An 18040-nucleotide genomic window follows, 5' to 3' on the forward strand; every position below is an offset into this window, starting at 1 on the left:
CTCTACTTCTTCTCTCTCCACTGTCGCTCGAACGGCAGCCGCCAGGCATGCGGCGCGATGAGTTGATGAATTGCGTTGGGGCCCCACGACCCCGGTGAGTACAGGCGCACCGGCGGTGGATCGGCCAGCAACGGCTCCGATACCTGCCACAGTCGTTCGATACCCTCCGCCGTCGTGAACAGCGTGTGGTCGCCGTACATGGCGTCGAGGATCAACCGCTCGTAGGCCTCGAGCACGTCGCCGGCGCGTTCGGTTTCGTGTGTGGCGAACTGCATGCTCAGTTTGTCCAGCCGCATCCCGGGCCCGGGCCGCTTGCCGTAGAACGACAGCGACACCTTGGATGCGTCCGCCAGGTCGAAGGTGAGGTGGTCGGGACCTTGCGCTCCGACGCCCGAACCGGCAGGGAACATGCTCTTCGGTGGCTCTCGGAACGCTATCGAAATGATGCGTTGGCCTTCGGCGAGACGCTTCCCGCTACGGAGGTAGAACGGCACACCGGCCCAGCGCCAGTTGTCTATTTCGCATTTCAGCGCAACGAACGTGTCGGTGTCGGAATCGGGGGCGACACCTTCCTCCGAGCGGTAGCCCGTATATTGTCCGCGCACAACATTTTTCGGGTCCAGCGGGACCATCGATCGAAACACCTTGTTCTTCTCTTCACCGATCGCACGCGGTTCGAGTGCCGTCGGCGGTTCCATCGCCATGAACGCGAGCACCTGGAACAGGTGAGTGACGACCATGTCCTTGTACGCACCGGTGGACTCGTAGAACCCGGCCCGACCGTCGAGGGCGAGCTCCTCCGGGATGTCGATCTGAACGTGATCGATGAAGTTGCGGTTCCAGATCGGCTCGAACAGCCCGTTGGCGAAACGGAACGCCAGGATGTTCTGCGCCGGTTCCTTGCCGAGGAAGTGATCGATTCGATAGATCTGTTCTTCGTCGAAGGTCTCGTGCAGGCGAGCGTTCAGGTCGATTGCGCTCTGCAGATCGGTTCCGAACGGCTTCTCCATGATGATGCGCGATCGCTTGACCAGGTCTGCGGAGGCGAGCGTATCCACTACGGCCAGTGCGGCTCTCGGCGGAACCGACAGGTAGTGCAACCGCCTGGCGTTGCCACCGAGTTCGATCTCGGCCTCGGCTACCGCGGCACCCAACGCCGCCGGCCCGGCTTTCTGCGAGACGTACGTCAGCCGCGACGCGAACTGCCGCCACTGTTCGTCGCCGACTTTACGGCTGGAGTACGCATTGATCGATTCGCGAGCGAGGGCGCGAAATTCGTCGGTGGACATCTCCTCGAGCGAGGTACCCACCACGCGGATGTTCGGTGCCAGCTCGGACAGCGCCAAGTGCATCATCCCGGAGAGCAATTTCCGTTTGGCGAGATCTCCCGTCGCCCCGAACAGGACGACGACCTGGGGTGGGAGTTCGGTGTCGATGCCTGTCGGAAAAGTGGTCATGCTCGAAAATACTGGCACCGATCCGTACCGAGCGCACGCCGGATCATGTCATCGCAGCGCAGCGACGAGATCACCTCGGGTACCCACCACCACACGTTCGAGTTCGAGCCACTCCGCCATCTCGTGCAGGACGTCGCGCAACCGGGGTGCGATGTCGCGTGGATCGCGGTCGCCTTCGACGTACGCCGCTATGACGTGTAGTTCCGAGTTCGCCCGTACGGCCTTGAGATCGACGCGCGCCACGAGATGGCCGTCCAGCAGGAAGGGAAATACGTAGTACCCGTGAATTCGCTTGTGCTGCGGGGTGTATATCTCGATGCGATAGTGGAAATCGAAGATTCTCTCCACACGCGGCCGATAGAAGATCATCGGATCGAACGGGCACAACAGGGTTGCGACGGTGGCAGTCCTCGGTGTTCTGGCGTCGCGGTGCACATAGGCCGGCGCGTTCCACCCTCGGACGGACACCTGCTCCAGGACACCGTCTTCCACGAGGTCGGCGATTGCGGCCTTGGACTGCTTCTGGGAGAGCCGATAGTAGTCCCGCAGATCCGGCTCGGTGCCGATTCCCAGTGCACGAGAGGACTTCTCGATCAGGACTCGCACCGCATCCGCTTCGTCGACCTGCCTGCGGAGAACAGCGTCGGGAAGCACCCGTTCGCTGAGCTCGTACTGCCGAACGAACCCGGACCGCGCCGGCACGCTGACCACTCCGGCAGCGAAGAGTTGCTCGCACACGACCTTGACGTCGCTTCGATCCCACCACGGACCCTTGCGCCCGGGCTTCTCGACGTCGAGATGCTTCTCGATCTCACCCGCACTGGCCGCGCCGTGCTCTGCGATCACAGCGAGAACGTCGTCCACCAGTGTGGGTTCACGATCGAGAATGCGGGCGGCTCCACCCCATCGACCGTGTCGGTACAACTCCATGCGCCACCGCATCAGCGGCCAGTCCTCCACCGGGAGCAACGCTGCCTCGTGCGCCCAGTATTCGACTAACCGCCTCGGGCGTCGGGTGGTGTCGGTCCATGCGGCGTCGTCGAGGATTTTTCTGTCGTAGGCACCGACGCGACTGAACACCGGCGCGTAGTGCGCGCGCACCACCACCGACACCGAATCGATCTGCAACAACCCGGTGGTGTCGATGGCTCCATGCACCGCGCTCTTGCTCGCCGGCCGCGTGCGCGATCGGGCCGACGCCAGTCCTTGGGCGGCCAAGGCGGTGCGGCGCGCCATGGCAGCGCTGATGTCTCGCATCGGGCCACCCTGTCACGATCCACCGACACGGTGGTTCAGGTGCTGAAGAGATTCTTGGCCTTGAGGATCAGCTCGTACAGTCCGTAGGCGAACGGCACGGACACCCAGAGCCATGCGATCACCATCGTTCCCTGCATTCGCGCGGTGGTCATGCCTTGGCTCCTGTCGAGGTCGTCGAATCGGCGGCGTCGGCCGAATCGGATTCATGGAATTTCGACGCCACCGGCTTGATGGCTTCGTTGGCCAGGAACCCGACGACCAACAATCCGATCATCACGTAGAAGGCCGGGAGGTACCGGCCGGTGGTTCCCGCCTCGCCGGCGTCGGCGATGGCGTTGACGATCAGTGGTCCCAGAACACCTGCCACCGACCATGCGGTGAGCAGTCGTCCGTGGATTGCGCCCACCTGGTACGTACCGAAGAGGTCCTTGAGATAGGCCGGAACGGTTGCGAATCCCGCGCCGTAGAACGACAGGATCAACAGCGCCGACACCATGAAGAGGATCTTGTTCGTGTTGGTGAACAGGGCGATGTACAGGTACAGGAGCGCGCCGACACCGAGGTACAGACGATAGATGTTCTTGCGACCCACCAGCGACTCCATTCGGGCGTAGCAACGATTCTGGAGCGGTCGAGAATGGGGAGGGTCATCGAAATCCCTTGGTATGGAGAGCGGTACAAATGTCGACTATCCCCTGCAGTCAAACACGAGCACCACCCTGCCTGCTCACAATCGGACATAGTTTCTTCACCGAACTCACTACATTGAGCCGGGTATCCTCTGGCAAGTGGATGTCGAACGGTGGCGTAGCAGATTGCCGGTGAAACGAGCCTCGGACGGCGAGGTGATCGGATGGACCGTCGCACACAGCGCGGGTGAATCGGCCCCGTACGACGAACACGACGAGGGATACCTGGTCGATGCCGTCAATCCGGTGGGTATCACTGTTGCGCTGGGTGTGTCGCTGGTGGACGCGATTGCCGCCCTGGAGGAACGCGGACTGGCGTCCCTGTCGTTGCCGCACTGGACGAAAGCCCCACTGCCGTTGCAGCCCGAGACCGATCTGCTGACACCGCAGGACGATTGGCAGTGGCGCCGGGTGTTGATGACTCAGCTCGACGACAACCGTGTCTGGATCAGACCCGCGTACCCGAGTTGGCCGGAACGACTTCTGGAAATTCCGTTGTCGATCCCAGCCGACGACGTGCTGCGATCCCACTCCCCTGTCGAGTCGGACTGAGTCGGTACTCGCGCGGCCGCAGCGTGCCGAGACGTACACGCCGACTCGGGCCGCAGTCAGTCGGACAGACCGGCCGCGATCGTCCCGCCGAGTTCGTAGCAGCGCTCCCGCGACTCCTTGCCGCTGTCCACCAGGTGAGCGGTCTCGGCAACCTTGTCCAATCCCCAACCCGCTGCAATACTTTCGATTGCCCGCCCGGCACCAGCGGTGTCACTGTTTCCGTACACCCACGCACCGTAGGGCTTTCCGGATACCGCATCGAGACTCGGGTAGTAGACGGTGTCGAAGAAGTGTTTCAGGGCACCACTCATGTAACCGAAGTTCGCCGGGGTACCGAAGAGAAAGCCATCGGCGGCAAGCACATCCGGGACTGTCGCGCCGAGCGCAGGCACACTGCGCACGTCCACACCGCTGATCTCGGGATCACGGGCTCCGGCGAGGACCGATTCGAGCAGTTCCCGCATCGGCGGGCTCGGAGTGTGGTGAACGATCAGCAGAGTGCGCGCCATGTCCGTCAGCTCTCGGCACGTTCCAGTGCCACAGCACGTTTCATCGTCTCGCGAGCTCGCCCGCGATCACCCGCGTAATCGTAGGCCCGCGCCAGCCGATACGAATTGCGCCAGTTGTCGGGGTCTTTTTCCCATTCGGCCTTGACCTGTTGGAAGAGTTCGTCGGCCGCGTCTCGTTCGATGCGCCCCGACGGCCTCCTCGGCAGATCGTCGACGTCGAGTTCGAGGCCTTCCTCTCGGATGCGCGACGCCAGCCGCTGATGGTCCAATCCTGCTTTGAGCGTCGCCCACACGATCCACAACCCGACGATCGGCAGCAGAATGACCCCGATCCCCAGGGCAGTACTGGCCACCCCGCCGTTCTGGATCAACGTCACTCCGCGCTGTCCGAGCAGGAAGAAGTAGAAGCCGAGGATCAACACCATCACTGCAATGATGGCGACGACTTTGGTCGCTTTGTTCACTGTCGATCAGCTCACAGATCCAGAAGCGGGTCGAGGCCGACGGTCAGCCCCGGACGGGCAGCGATCTCTCGGACTCCGAGCAGTACGCCGGGCGCAAAGGACGTCCGGTCCAGCGAGTCGTGTCGGATGCTCAGCGTCTCCCCCTGTGTCCCCAGCAGAACCTCTTGATGCGCAACGAGTCCCGCCAGTCTGATGGAGTGCACGCGCACTCCGTCCACGTCGGCTCCGCGAGCACCGTCGAGCTCCGTCGTCGTCGCATCGGGACTCTTCGGGGTGCCCGCTGCCGCCCGCGCTTCGGCGATCAGCGCGGCGGTACGGTACGCGGTCCCCGAGGGCGCATCGGCCTTGTTCGGGTGGTGCAGCTCGATCACCTCGACGGAATCGAAGAATCGGGCTGCCTGCTGAGCGAAGCGCATCGACAGCACCGCTCCGATGGCGAAGTTCGGTGCAATCAACACACCCGTCTGTGGGGATCCGGCCAACCACTCACGAACCTGCTCGAGCCGCTGCTCGTCGAAACCCGTCGTGCCGACGACAGCATGGATGCCGTGCTCGACCAAGAACTGCAGGTTGTCCATGACCACATCGGGATGGGTGAAATCCACGACCACCTGCGCACCGCTGTCGACGAAGTTCGCCAGCGGATCGCCCTGGTCGACAGTTGCCACGAGCTCCAGATCGCCGGCTGCGTCGACTGCGGCGCAGATCGCCTGACCGACCTTGCCGCGTGACCCCAGTACCCCTACTCGAACAGGTGCCGTTGCACTCACGTCGTTCCCACACTCGTTTCGTCGTCGTCTTGTCGTCCTACCGAAGACCGAGCCTACTTCCAGGCCCCCGACACCGGCAGCTACGGTCGGTCGGTGAAGTCCAGCGTTCTGTTCGCCGACCGCGTCGATCTCGTCCGTGGCGGCCGCTACCTCCTCAGCGATGCGACCGTGCGGGTCGACGAAGGCGAGCACTGGGTGTTGCTCGGTGCCAACGGTGCCGGCAAGAGCACCCTGCTCAGCTTGCTGGGAGCCGTCGTCCATCCCACGCGGGGCGCGGTGCACGTACTGGGCCACCGCCTGGGCCGAGTGGACATGCGCGAATTACGCACGCACATCGGACACGTCGACCCTCGTCTGAAGATCGAGGCCCCGCTGACTCTGCTCCAGGTCGTCCTGACAGGACTGACCAACACGCCCGATCTGATCCCGAGATGGTCGGCCAACAAGGACGAGGTCGCTCGCGCCCACCGGCTCGTAGAGTCGCTGGGAGTTGTCCACCGGGTGGACGCGTCGTGGCACACCCTCTCCCAGGGCGAGCGGGGCCGGGCACTGATCGCTCGCGCACTGCTGCCCGATCCGGCGCTGCTGCTACTCGACGAACCCGCCACCGGCCTCGATCTCGCTGCCCGCGAACAACTCCTGACGGCGCTGGACTCGCTGCGTGCCGAACATCCCGGGCTCGCCAGCATCCTGGTCACCCACCATCTCGAGGAAATCCCCACCTCGACCACCCACGCATTGCTGATCCGCGACGGGCGCGTGCACGCTCAGGGGCCTGTCGACACGGTGCTGACGACGGACAACATCAGCACGTTCTTCGACCATCCGATCGAGATCTCTCGCCGTCGCGGGCGGTGGGTGGCCACCGCGGCCCACCGCTGACGGTCAGTCGAAAACGATGACCTGACGGATGGCGTTGCCGTCGGCCAATTCGTCCATGCCGCGGTTGATCTCGTCCAACGTGATGCGCGAGGAGATCAGCTTCTCGACGGGCAGTCGACCCTCGCGCCACATCTGGGCGTACGTCGGAATGTCGCGTGCCGGGACGGCCGAGCCGAGGTAACTACCGATGATCGTGCGCGCCTCGGCTACCAGACCGAGAGGAGAGATCGACGAACGGGCGTCGGGAGCAGGCAGGCCCACGGTGATCGTCTTTCCGCCGGGAGCCGTTGCCGCGACTGCAGTTTCGAATGCACGGGCGTTGCCCGCTGCCTCTATGACGATGTCCGCCTTGATCCCCTTCTCTGCGAGATCCGCAGGTGAATAGACCTGCGTTGCACCCAGATCGGTTGCGGCGACGAGCTTTTCGGGGACGCCGTCGACACCGATGACCTCACCCGCACCGATCGAGACCGCGGTCAGTACGGCCGCCATGCCCACTCCGCCGAGGCCGACCACCATCACCGACTGCCCCGGCTTCGGAGTTCCGGCGTTGAGGACAGCGCCGCCGCCGGTGAGCACTGCACAACCGAGGACCGCTGCGATGTCGGCTGGGATGTCGTCGTCGACCGGTACCACCGACTTTCTACTGACCACTGCGTGTGTGGCGAAGCCGGAGACTCCGAGGTGATGCTTGATCTCGGCACCGTCGCGGTGCAATTTGATGTCTCCGCCGAGCAACGTGCCCGCATTGTTCGACGCGCTTCCCACGACGCAGGGCATCTGGCCGTCCGTGGCGCACCCCGCGCAGTCACCGCAGCGCGGCAGGAACGTCATGACCACACGGGTTCCGACTGCTATGTCGTCGACGCCCGCGCCGACTTCCTCGACGCGGCCCGCGGCCTCGTGGCCGAGCAGCATCGGTACCGGACGAACGCGATTACCGTCGACCACCGACAGATCCGAGTGGCACAGTCCGGCCGCTTCGATCCGGACGAGCAGTTCCCCGTCACCCGGTGAGCCCAGTTCGAGATCGGAGACGGTGATGGGATGCGAGTCCGCGAAGGGACGAGATCGGCCGATTTCTTCGAGTACAGCGCCGCGAATCTTCATCCCGCCAGACTATGCGGCTGCGCCGCATGTGCGTGGAACTTCGTAGCCCACTACGAAGTTCCACTCACATGGGCCGCAGGCCATCACAGCGGCAGACGTGGCCTGAGCAGGTGCGCAACCAACGCCGTCCAGCCGGTTTGGTGTGTTGCTCCGAGTCCCTCGCCGGTGTCTCCGTCGAAGTACTCGTTGAACGTGGGGTGCTCACTCCACAGTGGATCGGAACTCGATTCGATCCGCCGACCGTCGGCAGGCCTCTTGCCGTCGACAGGACGGAACAGTCCTGCCAAGCCGTTGTCGATCAAGTCTGCGGCATCGGTGAGAGTGCGATGGTTTCCCGAGCCGGTGGGAATTTCGATGGTGAACGAGTCGCCGTAGTAGCGCCCGTAGGCGCGCAGCTTGTCCGCCAACAGCACGTTCACCGGGAACCACACCGGCCCTCGCCAATTGGAGTTACCCCCGAACATTCCGGTGCGCGACTCCCCCGGCTCGTACTCGATGGACAGGCTTCGACCGTCGACGTCGAACGTGACCGGCTCGCGGTACGAAGCCGACAAGGAACGAATACCGAACTCCGACAAGAACTCTTCCGAGTCGAACATGCGAGAGAGGATCCGCTTGAGACGTTCGGGCTGCACGAGGGTGAGCAGAAGGCGCACCTCGTTGCCTTCCCGACGCGCCAGCAGCGGTGAGACCATTTCGGGCCGACGGTGCTGAACCCACCGCAGCCGCGCCGCGAGGTCCGGGCACTCCGCCTCGACCCAGGGCGGAATTTCCGTGGCCCCGAGAATGGGAAGCAGACCGACCATGGATCGCACTCGCATCGGTACCGCGTCGCCCTCGGGTTGCACGAGAACGTCGTAGAAGAATCCGTCTTCCTCGTGCCACAGCGAAATGTGCTGCGAACCGAACGAGTTGACCGCCTTCGCGATCGAGAGGAAATGCGAGAAGAACTTGGTCGCGACGTCGTCCCAGGCGCTGTCGTGGCGCGCGAGCTCGAGTGCGATCTTGAACATCTGCTGGCAGTAGAACGCCATCCAACTCGTGGCGTCGGACTGTTCCAGACGGAAACCGGGCGGCAGCGGAGCGGAGCGATTGAACAATCCGATGTTGTCCATACCGAGGAACCCGCCCTCGAAGATGTTCGACCCCTCGGAATCCTTACGGTTGACCCACCACGCGAAATTGAGCAGCAACTTCGTGAACACCCGGACCAGGAACTCGCGATCCCGGTACCCGTCGATCCGATAGACGTGCCAGGCCGCCCAGGCGTGGACCGGAGGGTTGACGTCGCCGAACTCCCACTCGTAGGCCGGCAGTTGGCCGTTGGGATGCATGGCCCATTCCCGGCACATCAGGACCAACTGCTCCTTCGCGAAGTCCGGGTCCACATGTGCCAGAGGAATAGCGTGGAAAGCCAAGTCCCAGGCGGCGAACCACGGATATTCCCACTCGTCGGGCATCGAGATCACATCGGCCAGTGCGAGGTGACGCCAATGGGCGTTGCGCCCCTTGGGGTCCTGACGCGAGTGCGGAGCCGGGGCTCCCACCTTGTCGCCCTCGATCCACTGCTCGACGTCGTACCGGTAGAGCTGCTTGGTCCACAACAGCCCCGCGTAGGCCCGCCGCGCCACGTGTCGATCGGCATCGGTGAGGTCCGCACCGATCACTGCGCCGTAGAACTCGTCCGCCTCCGCACGACGGTCACCGGTGACCGCGTCGAATCCCGCACCGAACGTCTGCTCGTCCGGCCGATGGGGCGACAAGCGCAGTCGCACCGATTCGGTTGCGCCCGAGGCGATGTCGTCGAATTTATACCAGAATGCAGCCTTCGTTCCGGTCTGCTCGGGGTTCACCGCACCCTGTTCGCCGTCGACGACATGTCGGCCGATACCGTCCTTGGGGTACTTCGACAGGTTGTCCTGCCCCCACAAGGACTCTGCATTGGTTTCGTTGTCGCAGAACAACACTGACGGCGATCCCTCGGCACTGAGGTAGTACCGACCGAGAAAGCCGTGATCGGCGGCAACGGCCTCGAGGCCGCCGGCCAGAAGTTCCGGTCGGGTCAGCTGGGTGAGCGATCCGCCGCGATCGTCGCGCCCCCACGACCAGGTGTTGCGCAGCCACAGTTGCGGCAGCAGATCGACCGACGCCGCCTCCGGTCCGTGGTTGGTGATGGAGATGGTGATGCAGATGTCGTCGGGCGACGCTTTCGCATACGTGACCTGGACGTCGAAGAACCGGTTCTCGTCCAGGATCCCGGTATCGGCCAATTCGTATTCGCGGTCGTCTCGGCCGCGTCGGGCACTCTCCTCGCGCAGGTGCGCGTACGGATACTCTGCGTGCGGGTAGCGGTAGAGCCACTGCATCCAACTGTGCGTCGGAGTGCCGTCGATCGCCCAGAAATACTCCTTGACGTCCTCGCCGTGATTCCCTTCCTCGTTGGCCAACCCGAAGAGTCGTTCCTTCAGAATCGGATCCTTGCGATTCCACAGGGCGAACGCGAAATTCAGGAAACCGAATCGATCGCAGATTCCACCGATTCCGTCCTCACCCCAGCGGTAGGCACGCTTGTGCGCCTGATCGAACGGAAACGACGCCCACGCGTTTCCGTCCTCGGAGTAGTCCTCGCGCACCGTGCCCCACTGCCGTCCCGCCAGGTACGGGCCCCACTGACGCCATGGCCCGCTGACCCCTGGTGACTCCGCCAAACGGTTGTGTTCGACGGTGGACGGGGTGGGAACGCTCACGGGATTGGTGGTCACGGCACTCAGTCTGGTGCTTCCCGGTCAGCGATGCACGCCGACATTGGCGGCGAGGTACCCGACTCGGCGTTGCACCGCGGCGATCTCTCGGATGCCGTCGGTGAGCAGACTGCGCTCGAGCGGTGAGAGATCGGCCATGATCAACACATCACCGGGCCGATGGCCTGCCGTCATCTGATCGATCTGGTGTGACAGCCGCAGCCGTTGAAGCAACGCGAACACCTCGGTCAACGTGGTGACGTCCCGTTCGGAGAGCATCCCGTTGCCCGACGCGGCCGCCAGACGCGCCGGTGTCGAGGCCGAGGCCATTCCGACCGACAGTCCACCCCACCGAGCGAGATTGACGATGGGAGTCAGTGCATGGGCCTTGAGGTCGAACGTACCGCCGCGCCGCGCCAGCACGTCGCGCAGCGAACGCAGCCTGGCCCGTCCGGCAAGGGCGTCGCGAAGTTGCAGCCGCAGTGCATCGGGGTTGTCGACCAGCAGTCGGCGATAGGCCTCGGGAACGGTGTTCAACTCCCGCGGGCCCCACACCACCCTGCCGTCGATCATCAGCGACGACATGATGAGGCCGGAGTCCCCAGCCGGAGTGGAGCCTGCGGAACGACCAGAGGTTCCTGCTTTGCCACGATCGCCGAAAGGGTTGCTGAGCCAGTGGGCCGCGGCACTTTCCCATTGCCCGGCCGAGCGTGCGAATCTCGGCGAGCTCGCAACCGCACCGTTGGTGTCGGACGGCAACCCGGCACCGTCGAGGCTCGCGTGTACCCGAGCGGCCAGGCCCATCAGCACTTCGTCGCGAGTTCTCGGCACCGAGTTCGATCGTCCACGCACGTAGGGGTCGGCGGTGGTATCCGACCAAGTCAGAGCGCTGTCGACGTCCGAGGAGGGCATCGCCTCCCGTCGGGCGACGCTGCCCAGGGTGATCCAGGCGAAGTTGTGTCGCGGTACTTCGGGCCGCGCCGCCCATTCGATCTCCACGGCTCGGCGAACGAGGCTGTCGACCACGACGGACAGAATCGCGCTGACGGCCAGGGCGTCGGTCCCACCCCGGAACAGGTCCGCCACCAATCCCGGAACGAGCCTTCCTGCGTCGGCGAGTTCGGCCGATGTCGTTGCCGAGGTCACCGCGCGACGAACCACGAAGCTGCGACGCGTGGACGCGGCATGCAGATCGGAGTCCTCGACGACGCCGAGAACCTCGCCTCGGCTGGACACGACGGGCATGTGCCGCAGTCCCAGCTCGAGCATGTCCATCAGGACGGTGCCGGCCAACCGGTCCGCGGTGACCGTCTCTGTGGGCGACGTCATGACGTGCTCGACCGGGGTGTCGACGCCGATTCCCGCGGCGACCACCCGCACCCTGAGGTCACGGTCGGTGAATATTCCGTAGCGCGAACCTCGCAGCGGAACCAGGACGTACGAGCTGCCCTGTTCGGTCATGTGCCGAACTGCGTCTCGGACGGAGGTGCCGACGGAGACGAACACCGGTGGGGCCGAGAGCAGTTCGCCGACAGCGCGGCCGGCACTACCCTCGGCCGCCCCACCTCGATGCGTGCTGGCCGAGGTGACGGCGTCGGCCAGAAACGCCAGCCCGGTCGGCGTTGCGAACAGCGGTCGAATCAGCTCTCCGGGCAACCGAAGAACGGTACTCGGCTCGGTTGCGCGCGCACAGAATTCGACCGTCCCGCCGACAAGCAACGCCGAGAAACCGAAGACCCCGCCCGGACCGATGGTGTCGATCGGTAGGGCGGCGGGCGAGGTGTCGTCGGAGTGCACGATCACCACTCGACCGGTACGCACCACCCACACGGTGTCGGCCACATCGAGCTTCGATGTCGGGCCCACAACCCATGCGCCACTGGCATAGTCGAGTTCGACGGCTGCTCCGGCGATGTCGGTCAGTACCGCAGGTGACGCGCCTTGGAACGGTGGGTGCGCGCCGAGGAAGTCGGCAAGCTCCGATCTATCCGCCACGGATCAGGTCGGCGCACTTTTCCGCCATGGTCATGACCGTGATGTTGGGATTGACATACGGCAGCTTCGGCATCGCCGACGCGTCGACCACGCGCAGGTTCGAGATGCCCTTGACGCGCAACTCGGGATCGAGCACGGCCATGGTGTCGTCCACCGATCCCATCCGCGCCGTACCTGCCGGGTGATAGACCGTGTTGTGGGTCTTGTGCACATAGTCGAGCAGATCATCGTCGGTGACGGCATCGGGCCCGGGTGCGAGTTCGCGTTCGATCCAACCCGCGAGTGGACCGTCTGCGGCGATAGCGCGCGCCAGCTTCAGACCGGCGAGCATCACCGCGTCGTCGTGGCCGTCGGGGTCGGTGAAATAGCGCGGATCCACCTTTGCGCGATCGCGAAAGTCCCTGCTGCGCAACCGAACAGTTCCCCTAGAACGACCCTGGGTGACGTTGGGCGTCAAACAGAACCCGTTGTCGGTGGTCGGATAACCCCATCGGAGAGTGTTCATGTCGAACGGCACGCTGCCGTAGTGCATCATGATGTCCGGGTAGTTCAGCGACGAGTCGGTCTGCGCGAACACGCCGATCTCCCACCACTGCGAGGACGTGGTGACCATGGGCTTGCTCGCCTCCCAGAACACCAGCCCCTCGACGTGGTCGTCGAGGTTCTCTCCCACTCCCGGTGAATCGACCCGAACGGTGATTCCCATCTCCTGCAGCTGTGCCGCCGGTCCGATTCCGGAGAGCATCAACAACTTCGGAGTGTCGATGGCACCGGCGGTGACGATCACTTCGCGTCGCGCGGACACGGTGTCGTAACCGGTCAGGTCGGGGCGTTGGTACCGCACACCCGTCGCAGTCAGCGACTCGTCGATCAGGATCTCGCTGATCCAGCAGTCGGTGCGCACCTCCAGGTTCGGCCGCGAGCCGATGATCGGATGCAGGTAGGCATGGGACGTCGACATACGCGACCCGTCCTCACCCGCATTGATCTGAAACCAACCCGCGCCGTTGAGTACCGGCGTCCCGCGATTGAATGCGACTGTCGGAAGGCCTATTCCGGCGGCCGATTCGAGCACTGCCGCACCGCAGGGATCGTGCGGCGGCACGTCGCGTATCCGCACGGGTCCGTCGTGACCGCGGCCGGTGTCGTTGTTCTCCACGCGCGCAACGAAAGGAAGGATGTCCGACGCGCCCCAGCCCGTCGCGCCGGCCGCGGCCCAATCGTCGAGAGTTTCGGCCGGCGGATGAAAAGCGATGCAGGAGTTGTGCGAAGAGCAACCGCCGAGCACTTTCGCACGCGCATGCCGCATGAAGCTGTTGCCACGTTCCTGCGGCTCGACGGGGTAGTCCCAGTCGTAGCCGGAGTCGAGCAGATGCATCCACTCGACGAGTTCCAGGATCGCTTTGTCGCCGATGTCGGTGGGACCTGCCTCGACGAGGCAGACGCTCACAGAAGGATCTTCGCTCAGCCGCGCGGCCAGGACGCACCCCGCCGTGCCACCTCCTGCGACGACGTAATCGAACTGGGTGTCTGTCACTGCACGCTCCTTCTAGTTGCCCGTGGAGGCATGTGATTTCAGAGTGCCGATGTGCTTGCGCCCCTTGAGTGCGTACCACAGCAGGCCTACGCCCAGGATGCCGCCGATGTAGACGAACGCACCGAACGTGTTGTACCAGGGGGTTCCGTACACGGCCTCGCGCGGCCAGGCGAGGTTGAGCGCCATCCCGGCACCCCACACCACCGCCGCAATGTTGACCGGCAGGCCGAACTTGCCCATCGTGAAGTATCCGCCGGGTTTGAGATCCTCCGGCGGCCACTCGCCTTTGATGCGCTTGACCAACAGTGGTCCGGTGACCATCAGATACGCGAGATAGATCATGATGATCGCGATCGAGGTGAGGACCGTGAAGATCTGCGGCTGACCGATGTTGACGACGAGGATCACGATGGCCAGCACGCCGATGGTCACCGCGGGCACCACCGGGGTCTGGGTCTTGGGATTGACCTTGGCCAGACTCTCACCGAAGGGCAACGCGTTGTCTCGCGCCATGGCGAACGTGAGCCGGATCGCCGCGGTGTGTACTGCCAGTGAGCAGACGAAGACCGCAATGACGATGCAGATGAGGAAGACGGTGCCGAGCGGGCCCCACATCACCGATTCGACGATGGATTGCAGGCTGCCGTCGGGGCTGCCGAGGGAAGGATCGTTCAGGTCCGGCGCGGCCATGACGGCGAACACCAGGATGGCTCCACCGATGACGAACGACGCGAGGATGGCGCGAAAGATCGCTTTGGGGGCGGTGCGCCGAGGTTCGACGGTTTCCTCCCCGAGCGAGCTCGCGGTGTCGAATCCGTACATGACGTATCCCGACGCCAGCGACGCCACCAGGAAAGCACCGAGGTAGCCGCCGCTCTCACCGGCACCGTAGCCGTTGGTGGAGAAGAACACCTCGGGTCCTCGAGTGATGTTGGCTGCGAGCAAGATCGCGATGAGCACGGCCGCGATGAGTTCGATGAACACACCCGCACTGTTGATCATCGCCATCAGTCGAACGCCCAGCGCGTTGATCGTGGTGGTGATGGCGATCAGAATCGCACCGAGCAGCACTGCATTGGCCGCGAAGTCGGTGGCTCCCGAGCCGTCACCGATGATCTGAAATCCGCTCCAGATGCGTGGCAGATTCAGCTGCAGAGCGAGGGCAACGGCGGCCAGTGTCACGATCGATGCCGTGAGCATCAACCAGCCCGCCGACCAACCGACGATCCTGCGGCCCAACAGCTTCGCCCAGTTGTACACCGATCCCGCCACCGGATACTTCGCGGCCAACTCCATGAAGCACAGTGCCACGCAGAGCTGACCGACGAAGACCGCAGGCCACGACCACAGGTATGCCGGTCCGGCGGTGCCGAAACCGAAGTAGAACAGTTGGAAGGTACCGGTGAGAATCGAGATGTAGCTGACGCCTGCGGCGAAGCTGGCGAATTTGCCGAGACTTCGATCGAGCGATTCCTTGTAACCGAAATCGTCCATTCCGCTCGAATTGTCGTTCAGTATTGCCATGCCTGTGGCCTTTCCCATCGTGCTCTATCGGGTACCGAACCACCCCGCCGCGGTAGGAGAGGTGTTGTGCCAAATATGCTTCGCTTCTTGATATTCGGACATACCGGACGGTCCGAGTTCGCGGCCGTTCCCGGACTGCTTGAAGCCGCCCCATTCCGCGGCCGCCGTGTAGACACCGAAGTCGTTGAGCCACACCGTTCCATGACGAAGCCCACGCACCATTCTTTCGCCTCGCGCGGCGTCGGACGTCCGAACACCCGCGGCGAGACCGTAATTCGTATCGTTACCCAGTAGAAGCGCCTCGGCCTCGGTGTCGAATCGCTCCACAGTGAGTATGGGCCCGAACGTCTCGTCTTGCACGATATTCATCGACCGATCGCAGTGATCGAAGATGGTGGGCAGGAAATAGCTACCTTTGCTCAAGGACGGATCGTCCGGCTTGGTACCTCCTATGACCAAGGTGGCCCCCTCCTCGATACCCGTCGCCACGAAGCTTTCGATCTTCTCGCGCTGCGCCTGCGACACCAGCGGTCCGGTCTCGCTGGCCGGGTCCATACCCGGCCCCATCACGATGGTCTGCGCACGCTCTGCCACGGCGGCCACGAACCGGTCGGCCACCGATTCCTCGATGATCAGTCGGGTACCGGCCGAACACACCTGACCGGAATGCAGAAACACTCCGGTCAGTACGTTGTCGACCGAATCGGCGAACGACTGCTCGTCGGCCACGGCGTCGGCGAAGACGATGTGTGGATTCTTTCCCCCGAGTTCCACCGCCACCTTCGTGACGTTCTCCGCGGCCGCGGCGAGAATGTGCCTGCCGGTGGCGAGTCCGCCGGTGAAGGAGATGAAGTCGACGTCGCGGTTCCTGGTGAGCGCATCTCCGAGCGTCGCGCCGCTGCCCTGCAGCAGGTTGACCACACCGGCAGGCACTCCCGCTTCTTCCACGAGCTTGGTGAACGCGATGGTACTCAGTGGCGTCACCTCGCTGGGTTTGAGCACCATGGTGCACCCAGCAGCCAAGGCGGGGGCGATTTTCCACGAGATCTGCAACAGCGGGTAGTTCCAGGGTGCGATCATCACGCAGACACCGATGGGCTCGTGCACCACTCGGCTCAGAATTTCCGGACGGTCGACGTCGATCAGTCGATCTGCCTGCACCACAGCGAGATCGGCATAGAAGCGGAACACCGACGTGACGTCGTCGATATCGATTTCACTCTCGCCGAACGTCTTTCCGGTATCGAGGGTCTCGATGTGCGCCAACTTCGCCTTGTCCCGTTGGAGCAAGTCTGCGATGCGATTGAGCAGATCACTGCGCTCACCCACCGTCACCCTGCGCCACGGCCCATCGTCGAACGCAGCCCGAGCCGCGGCAACGGCAGCCAGGGCATCGTCGGGTGTCGCCTCGTCGACGACGGCCACCACACTGCCGTTGGACGGATCGACGATGTCGCGGGTCCCTCCGTCACCGGCTCCCTGCCATTGCCCGTCGATGAACAACGACGGCCGCAGTGAGCTCGGGTCGAATCCTGCATCGGAGTCGGTCACTCGACACCTTCTTCCGTGTGGGGGCCTGTTGGTGTGTCTACGGTATGCCTCAGCGGCCGGTGACTCCATCGATCTGTTCGCGGATGATGTCCGCGTGCCCGTTGTGCCGCGCATATTCACTGATCATGTGCACGTAGACCATCCTCAATGACATCGGCCCGCCGCGACAGTCGACCGGATCCTCGAACGAGTATTGGGCAGCGACCACGTCCGAGGCCTCGCACTCGGCAGCGAATCGCGCGAAGTCCGACTCTGCACTCGATGCCGTCGCGCCCAGGAAGTCGGAATCCTTACCCAACGCAGCGTCGTACATCGGGTCGAACGACATCGACGCCAATCGCTCTCGAAACCAGATGCGTTCGACCTTCGCGAGGTGCCGGACGAGGCCGAGGAGGGAGAGCGTCGAGTGCGAGAAGGGGCGTTGCGCAAGCTGTTCGGCATCGGCACCGGCACAGATGTTCGACAACGTGGCTCGATGCCAACGCAGCATTCCTTCGAGAATGGGTCTGTCGTCACCGACGAGCGGACCGTCGACGGGATCGGGCGTGGGCGCGGTGAAGCTCATACTGCGATTGTCGAGCACGAAGTGGCTCCTGCCGAACGACCCGCCCGAAACAGAGTGCGAAGCCCCAGCAACAACCCATTCGGACAATTCACACTACGGTGGGATTCATGACAATCGAAGATGTGGGCGGCAGGCGAACGGTGACGGCGGATGAGCTTCTTCTGTTGGTGGGTGATCATCTCCTCATCGAGGAGGGTGTCGCGACCGGGTTCATCGAAAGCGCTGGGCAGGTTGCCGAGAACGTGGCGGTGACGGTCACCGACGGCGTCGACGGAACCACCACGACCGAGCGAGTTTTCCTTCCCGACGCCGAGGTGACCATCGAACCAGCCGACCGCGGACGCGCTCCGGTCACGATGTGACGATCGAGTTCAGCCGACACCGAAGTACATTCCTGTAACTCGAGCAACTCGGATCACACCAGCCACACTGGCACC

At 63.9% G+C, this 18040-nt stretch carries 17 protein-coding genes; 3 read left to right on the forward strand and 14 right to left on the reverse strand.

Going from position 1 to position 18040, the window contains the following annotated elements; all coding sequences use genetic code 11:
• Nucleotides 1–2: 2 nt before the first annotated feature.
• From zwf to VF34_RS17830, 4 genes are read right to left on the reverse strand one after another with little or no spacing between them, the layout of a single operon-like run.
• Nucleotides 3–1457, reverse strand: a complete 1455-nt coding sequence (gene zwf / locus VF34_RS17820; protein WP_027496815.1) for a glucose-6-phosphate dehydrogenase — start codon at nucleotides 1455–1457, stop codon at nucleotides 3–5.
• 48 nt (nucleotides 1458–1505) lie between these two features.
• Nucleotides 1506–2714: a winged helix-turn-helix domain-containing protein gene (locus tag VF34_RS17825; RefSeq protein WP_045841808.1), complete on the reverse strand. Its 1209-nt coding sequence runs from the start codon at nucleotides 2712–2714 to the stop codon at nucleotides 1506–1508.
• A gap of 35 nt (nucleotides 2715–2749) precedes the next feature.
• A complete protein-coding gene (locus VF34_RS25885; protein WP_420030340.1) occupies nucleotides 2750–2866 on the reverse strand; it encodes an MFS transporter small subunit in 117 nt (38 codons plus the stop codon).
• On the reverse strand, nucleotides 2863–3306 hold the full coding sequence (locus VF34_RS17830) for an MFS transporter (protein WP_442970670.1): 444 nt from the start codon (nucleotides 3304–3306) through the stop codon (nucleotides 2863–2865). The genes VF34_RS25885 and VF34_RS17830 overlap by 4 nt, the downstream gene beginning before the upstream one ends.
• A gap of 196 nt (nucleotides 3307–3502) precedes the next feature.
• On the opposite strand from VF34_RS17830, the gene VF34_RS17835 reads away from it, so the two are divergent.
• Nucleotides 3503–3955: a hypothetical protein gene (locus VF34_RS17835; RefSeq protein ID WP_094662964.1), complete on the forward strand. Its 453-nt coding sequence runs from the start codon at nucleotides 3503–3505 to the stop codon at nucleotides 3953–3955.
• A gap of 56 nt (nucleotides 3956–4011) precedes the next feature.
• Here VF34_RS17835 and VF34_RS17840 read toward each other — a convergent pair whose 3' ends face one another.
• The 3 genes from VF34_RS17840 to dapB are packed head-to-tail and all read right to left on the reverse strand — an operon-like array spanning nucleotide 4012 to nucleotide 5698.
• On the reverse strand, nucleotides 4012–4464 hold the full coding sequence (locus VF34_RS17840) for a flavodoxin family protein (protein ID WP_032366463.1): 453 nt from the start codon (nucleotides 4462–4464) through the stop codon (nucleotides 4012–4014).
• A gap of 5 nt (nucleotides 4465–4469) precedes the next feature.
• A complete protein-coding gene (locus VF34_RS17845; protein WP_063216903.1) occupies nucleotides 4470–4889 on the reverse strand; it encodes a hypothetical protein in 420 nt (139 codons plus the stop codon).
• A gap of 50 nt (nucleotides 4890–4939) precedes the next feature.
• Entirely contained in the window at nucleotides 4940–5698 is a 759-nt protein-coding gene (dapB, locus tag VF34_RS17850) for a 4-hydroxy-tetrahydrodipicolinate reductase (protein WP_027496797.1), read from the reverse strand.
• Nucleotides 5699–5791: 93 nt separating this feature from the next.
• Between dapB and VF34_RS17855 the strand changes: the two genes are divergently transcribed.
• Complete coding sequence (locus tag VF34_RS17855; protein WP_045841810.1) at nucleotides 5792–6580, forward strand: ABC transporter ATP-binding protein; 789 nt, start codon at nucleotides 5792–5794, stop codon at nucleotides 6578–6580.
• Nucleotides 6581–6583: 3 nt separating this feature from the next.
• Here VF34_RS17855 and VF34_RS17860 read toward each other — a convergent pair whose 3' ends face one another.
• The 7 genes from VF34_RS17860 to VF34_RS17890 all read right to left on the reverse strand — a co-directional run bounded on the left by VF34_RS17860 (nucleotide 6584) and on the right by VF34_RS17890 (nucleotide 17603).
• Nucleotides 6584–7690, reverse strand: coding sequence for an alcohol dehydrogenase catalytic domain-containing protein (locus tag VF34_RS17860; protein WP_032391503.1), 1107 nt, complete (start codon nucleotides 7688–7690; stop codon nucleotides 6584–6586).
• Between the two features lie 83 nt (nucleotides 7691–7773).
• Nucleotides 7774–10452 (reverse strand): MGH1-like glycoside hydrolase domain-containing protein, encoded by a 2679-nt coding sequence (locus VF34_RS17865; RefSeq protein ID WP_231578246.1) that lies wholly within the window; start codon nucleotides 10450–10452, stop codon nucleotides 7774–7776.
• A gap of 24 nt (nucleotides 10453–10476) precedes the next feature.
• Nucleotides 10477–12426, reverse strand: coding sequence for a putative nucleotidyltransferase substrate binding domain-containing protein (locus tag VF34_RS17870; RefSeq protein WP_045841811.1), 1950 nt, complete (start codon nucleotides 12424–12426; stop codon nucleotides 10477–10479).
• Complete coding sequence (locus VF34_RS17875) at nucleotides 12416–13963, reverse strand: GMC family oxidoreductase (RefSeq protein ID WP_045841812.1); 1548 nt, start codon at nucleotides 13961–13963, stop codon at nucleotides 12416–12418. Before VF34_RS17875 ends, VF34_RS17870 begins: the two co-directional genes overlap by 11 nt.
• A gap of 12 nt (nucleotides 13964–13975) precedes the next feature.
• A complete protein-coding gene (locus VF34_RS17880; RefSeq protein ID WP_032366458.1) occupies nucleotides 13976–15487 on the reverse strand; it encodes an APC family permease in 1512 nt (503 codons plus the stop codon).
• 24 nt (nucleotides 15488–15511) lie between these two features.
• Nucleotides 15512–17038: an aldehyde dehydrogenase family protein gene (locus VF34_RS17885; RefSeq protein WP_045841814.1), complete on the reverse strand. Its 1527-nt coding sequence runs from the start codon at nucleotides 17036–17038 to the stop codon at nucleotides 15512–15514.
• Between the two features lie 49 nt (nucleotides 17039–17087).
• Nucleotides 17088–17603: a DinB family protein gene (locus tag VF34_RS17890; RefSeq protein ID WP_032366611.1), complete on the reverse strand. Its 516-nt coding sequence runs from the start codon at nucleotides 17601–17603 to the stop codon at nucleotides 17088–17090.
• A 107-nt stretch (nucleotides 17604–17710) separates the two neighbouring features.
• Between VF34_RS17890 and VF34_RS17895 the strand changes: the two genes are divergently transcribed.
• Nucleotides 17711–17965, forward strand: coding sequence for a hypothetical protein (locus VF34_RS17895; protein ID WP_032370974.1), 255 nt, complete (start codon nucleotides 17711–17713; stop codon nucleotides 17963–17965).
• The last annotated feature ends 75 nt before the right edge of the window (nucleotides 17966–18040 follow it).

Origin of the sequence: Rhodococcus sp. PML026 (genome assembly GCF_000963615.1) — a bacterium.
Lineage (GTDB): Bacteria > Actinomycetota > Actinomycetes > Mycobacteriales > Mycobacteriaceae > Rhodococcoides > Rhodococcoides fascians.

Coding starts and splice junctions, on each gene's coding strand:
- VF34_RS25885 (WP_420030340.1), bottom strand. CDS start 2,866: ATGACCACCGCGCGAATGCAGGGAACGATGGTGATCGCATGGCTCTGG.
- VF34_RS17880 (WP_032366458.1), bottom strand. CDS start 15,487: ATGGCAATACTGAACGACAATTCGAGCGGAATGGACGATTTCGGTTAC.
- VF34_RS17890 (WP_032366611.1), bottom strand. CDS start 17,603: ATGAGCTTCACCGCGCCCACGCCCGATCCCGTCGACGGTCCGCTCGTC.
- VF34_RS17825 (WP_045841808.1), bottom strand. CDS start 2,714: ATGCGAGACATCAGCGCTGCCATGGCGCGCCGCACCGCCTTGGCCGCC.
- VF34_RS17840 (WP_032366463.1), bottom strand. CDS start 4,464: ATGGCGCGCACTCTGCTGATCGTTCACCACACTCCGAGCCCGCCGATG.
- VF34_RS17845 (WP_063216903.1), bottom strand. CDS start 4,889: ATGGTGTTGATCCTCGGCTTCTACTTCTTCCTGCTCGGACAGCGCGGA.
- zwf (WP_027496815.1), bottom strand. CDS start 1,457: ATGACCACTTTTCCGACAGGCATCGACACCGAACTCCCACCCCAGGTC.
- VF34_RS17860 (WP_032391503.1), bottom strand. CDS start 7,690: ATGAAGATTCGCGGCGCTGTACTCGAAGAAATCGGCCGATCTCGTCCC.
- VF34_RS17895 (WP_032370974.1), top strand. CDS start 17,711: ATGACAATCGAAGATGTGGGCGGCAGGCGAACGGTGACGGCGGATGAG.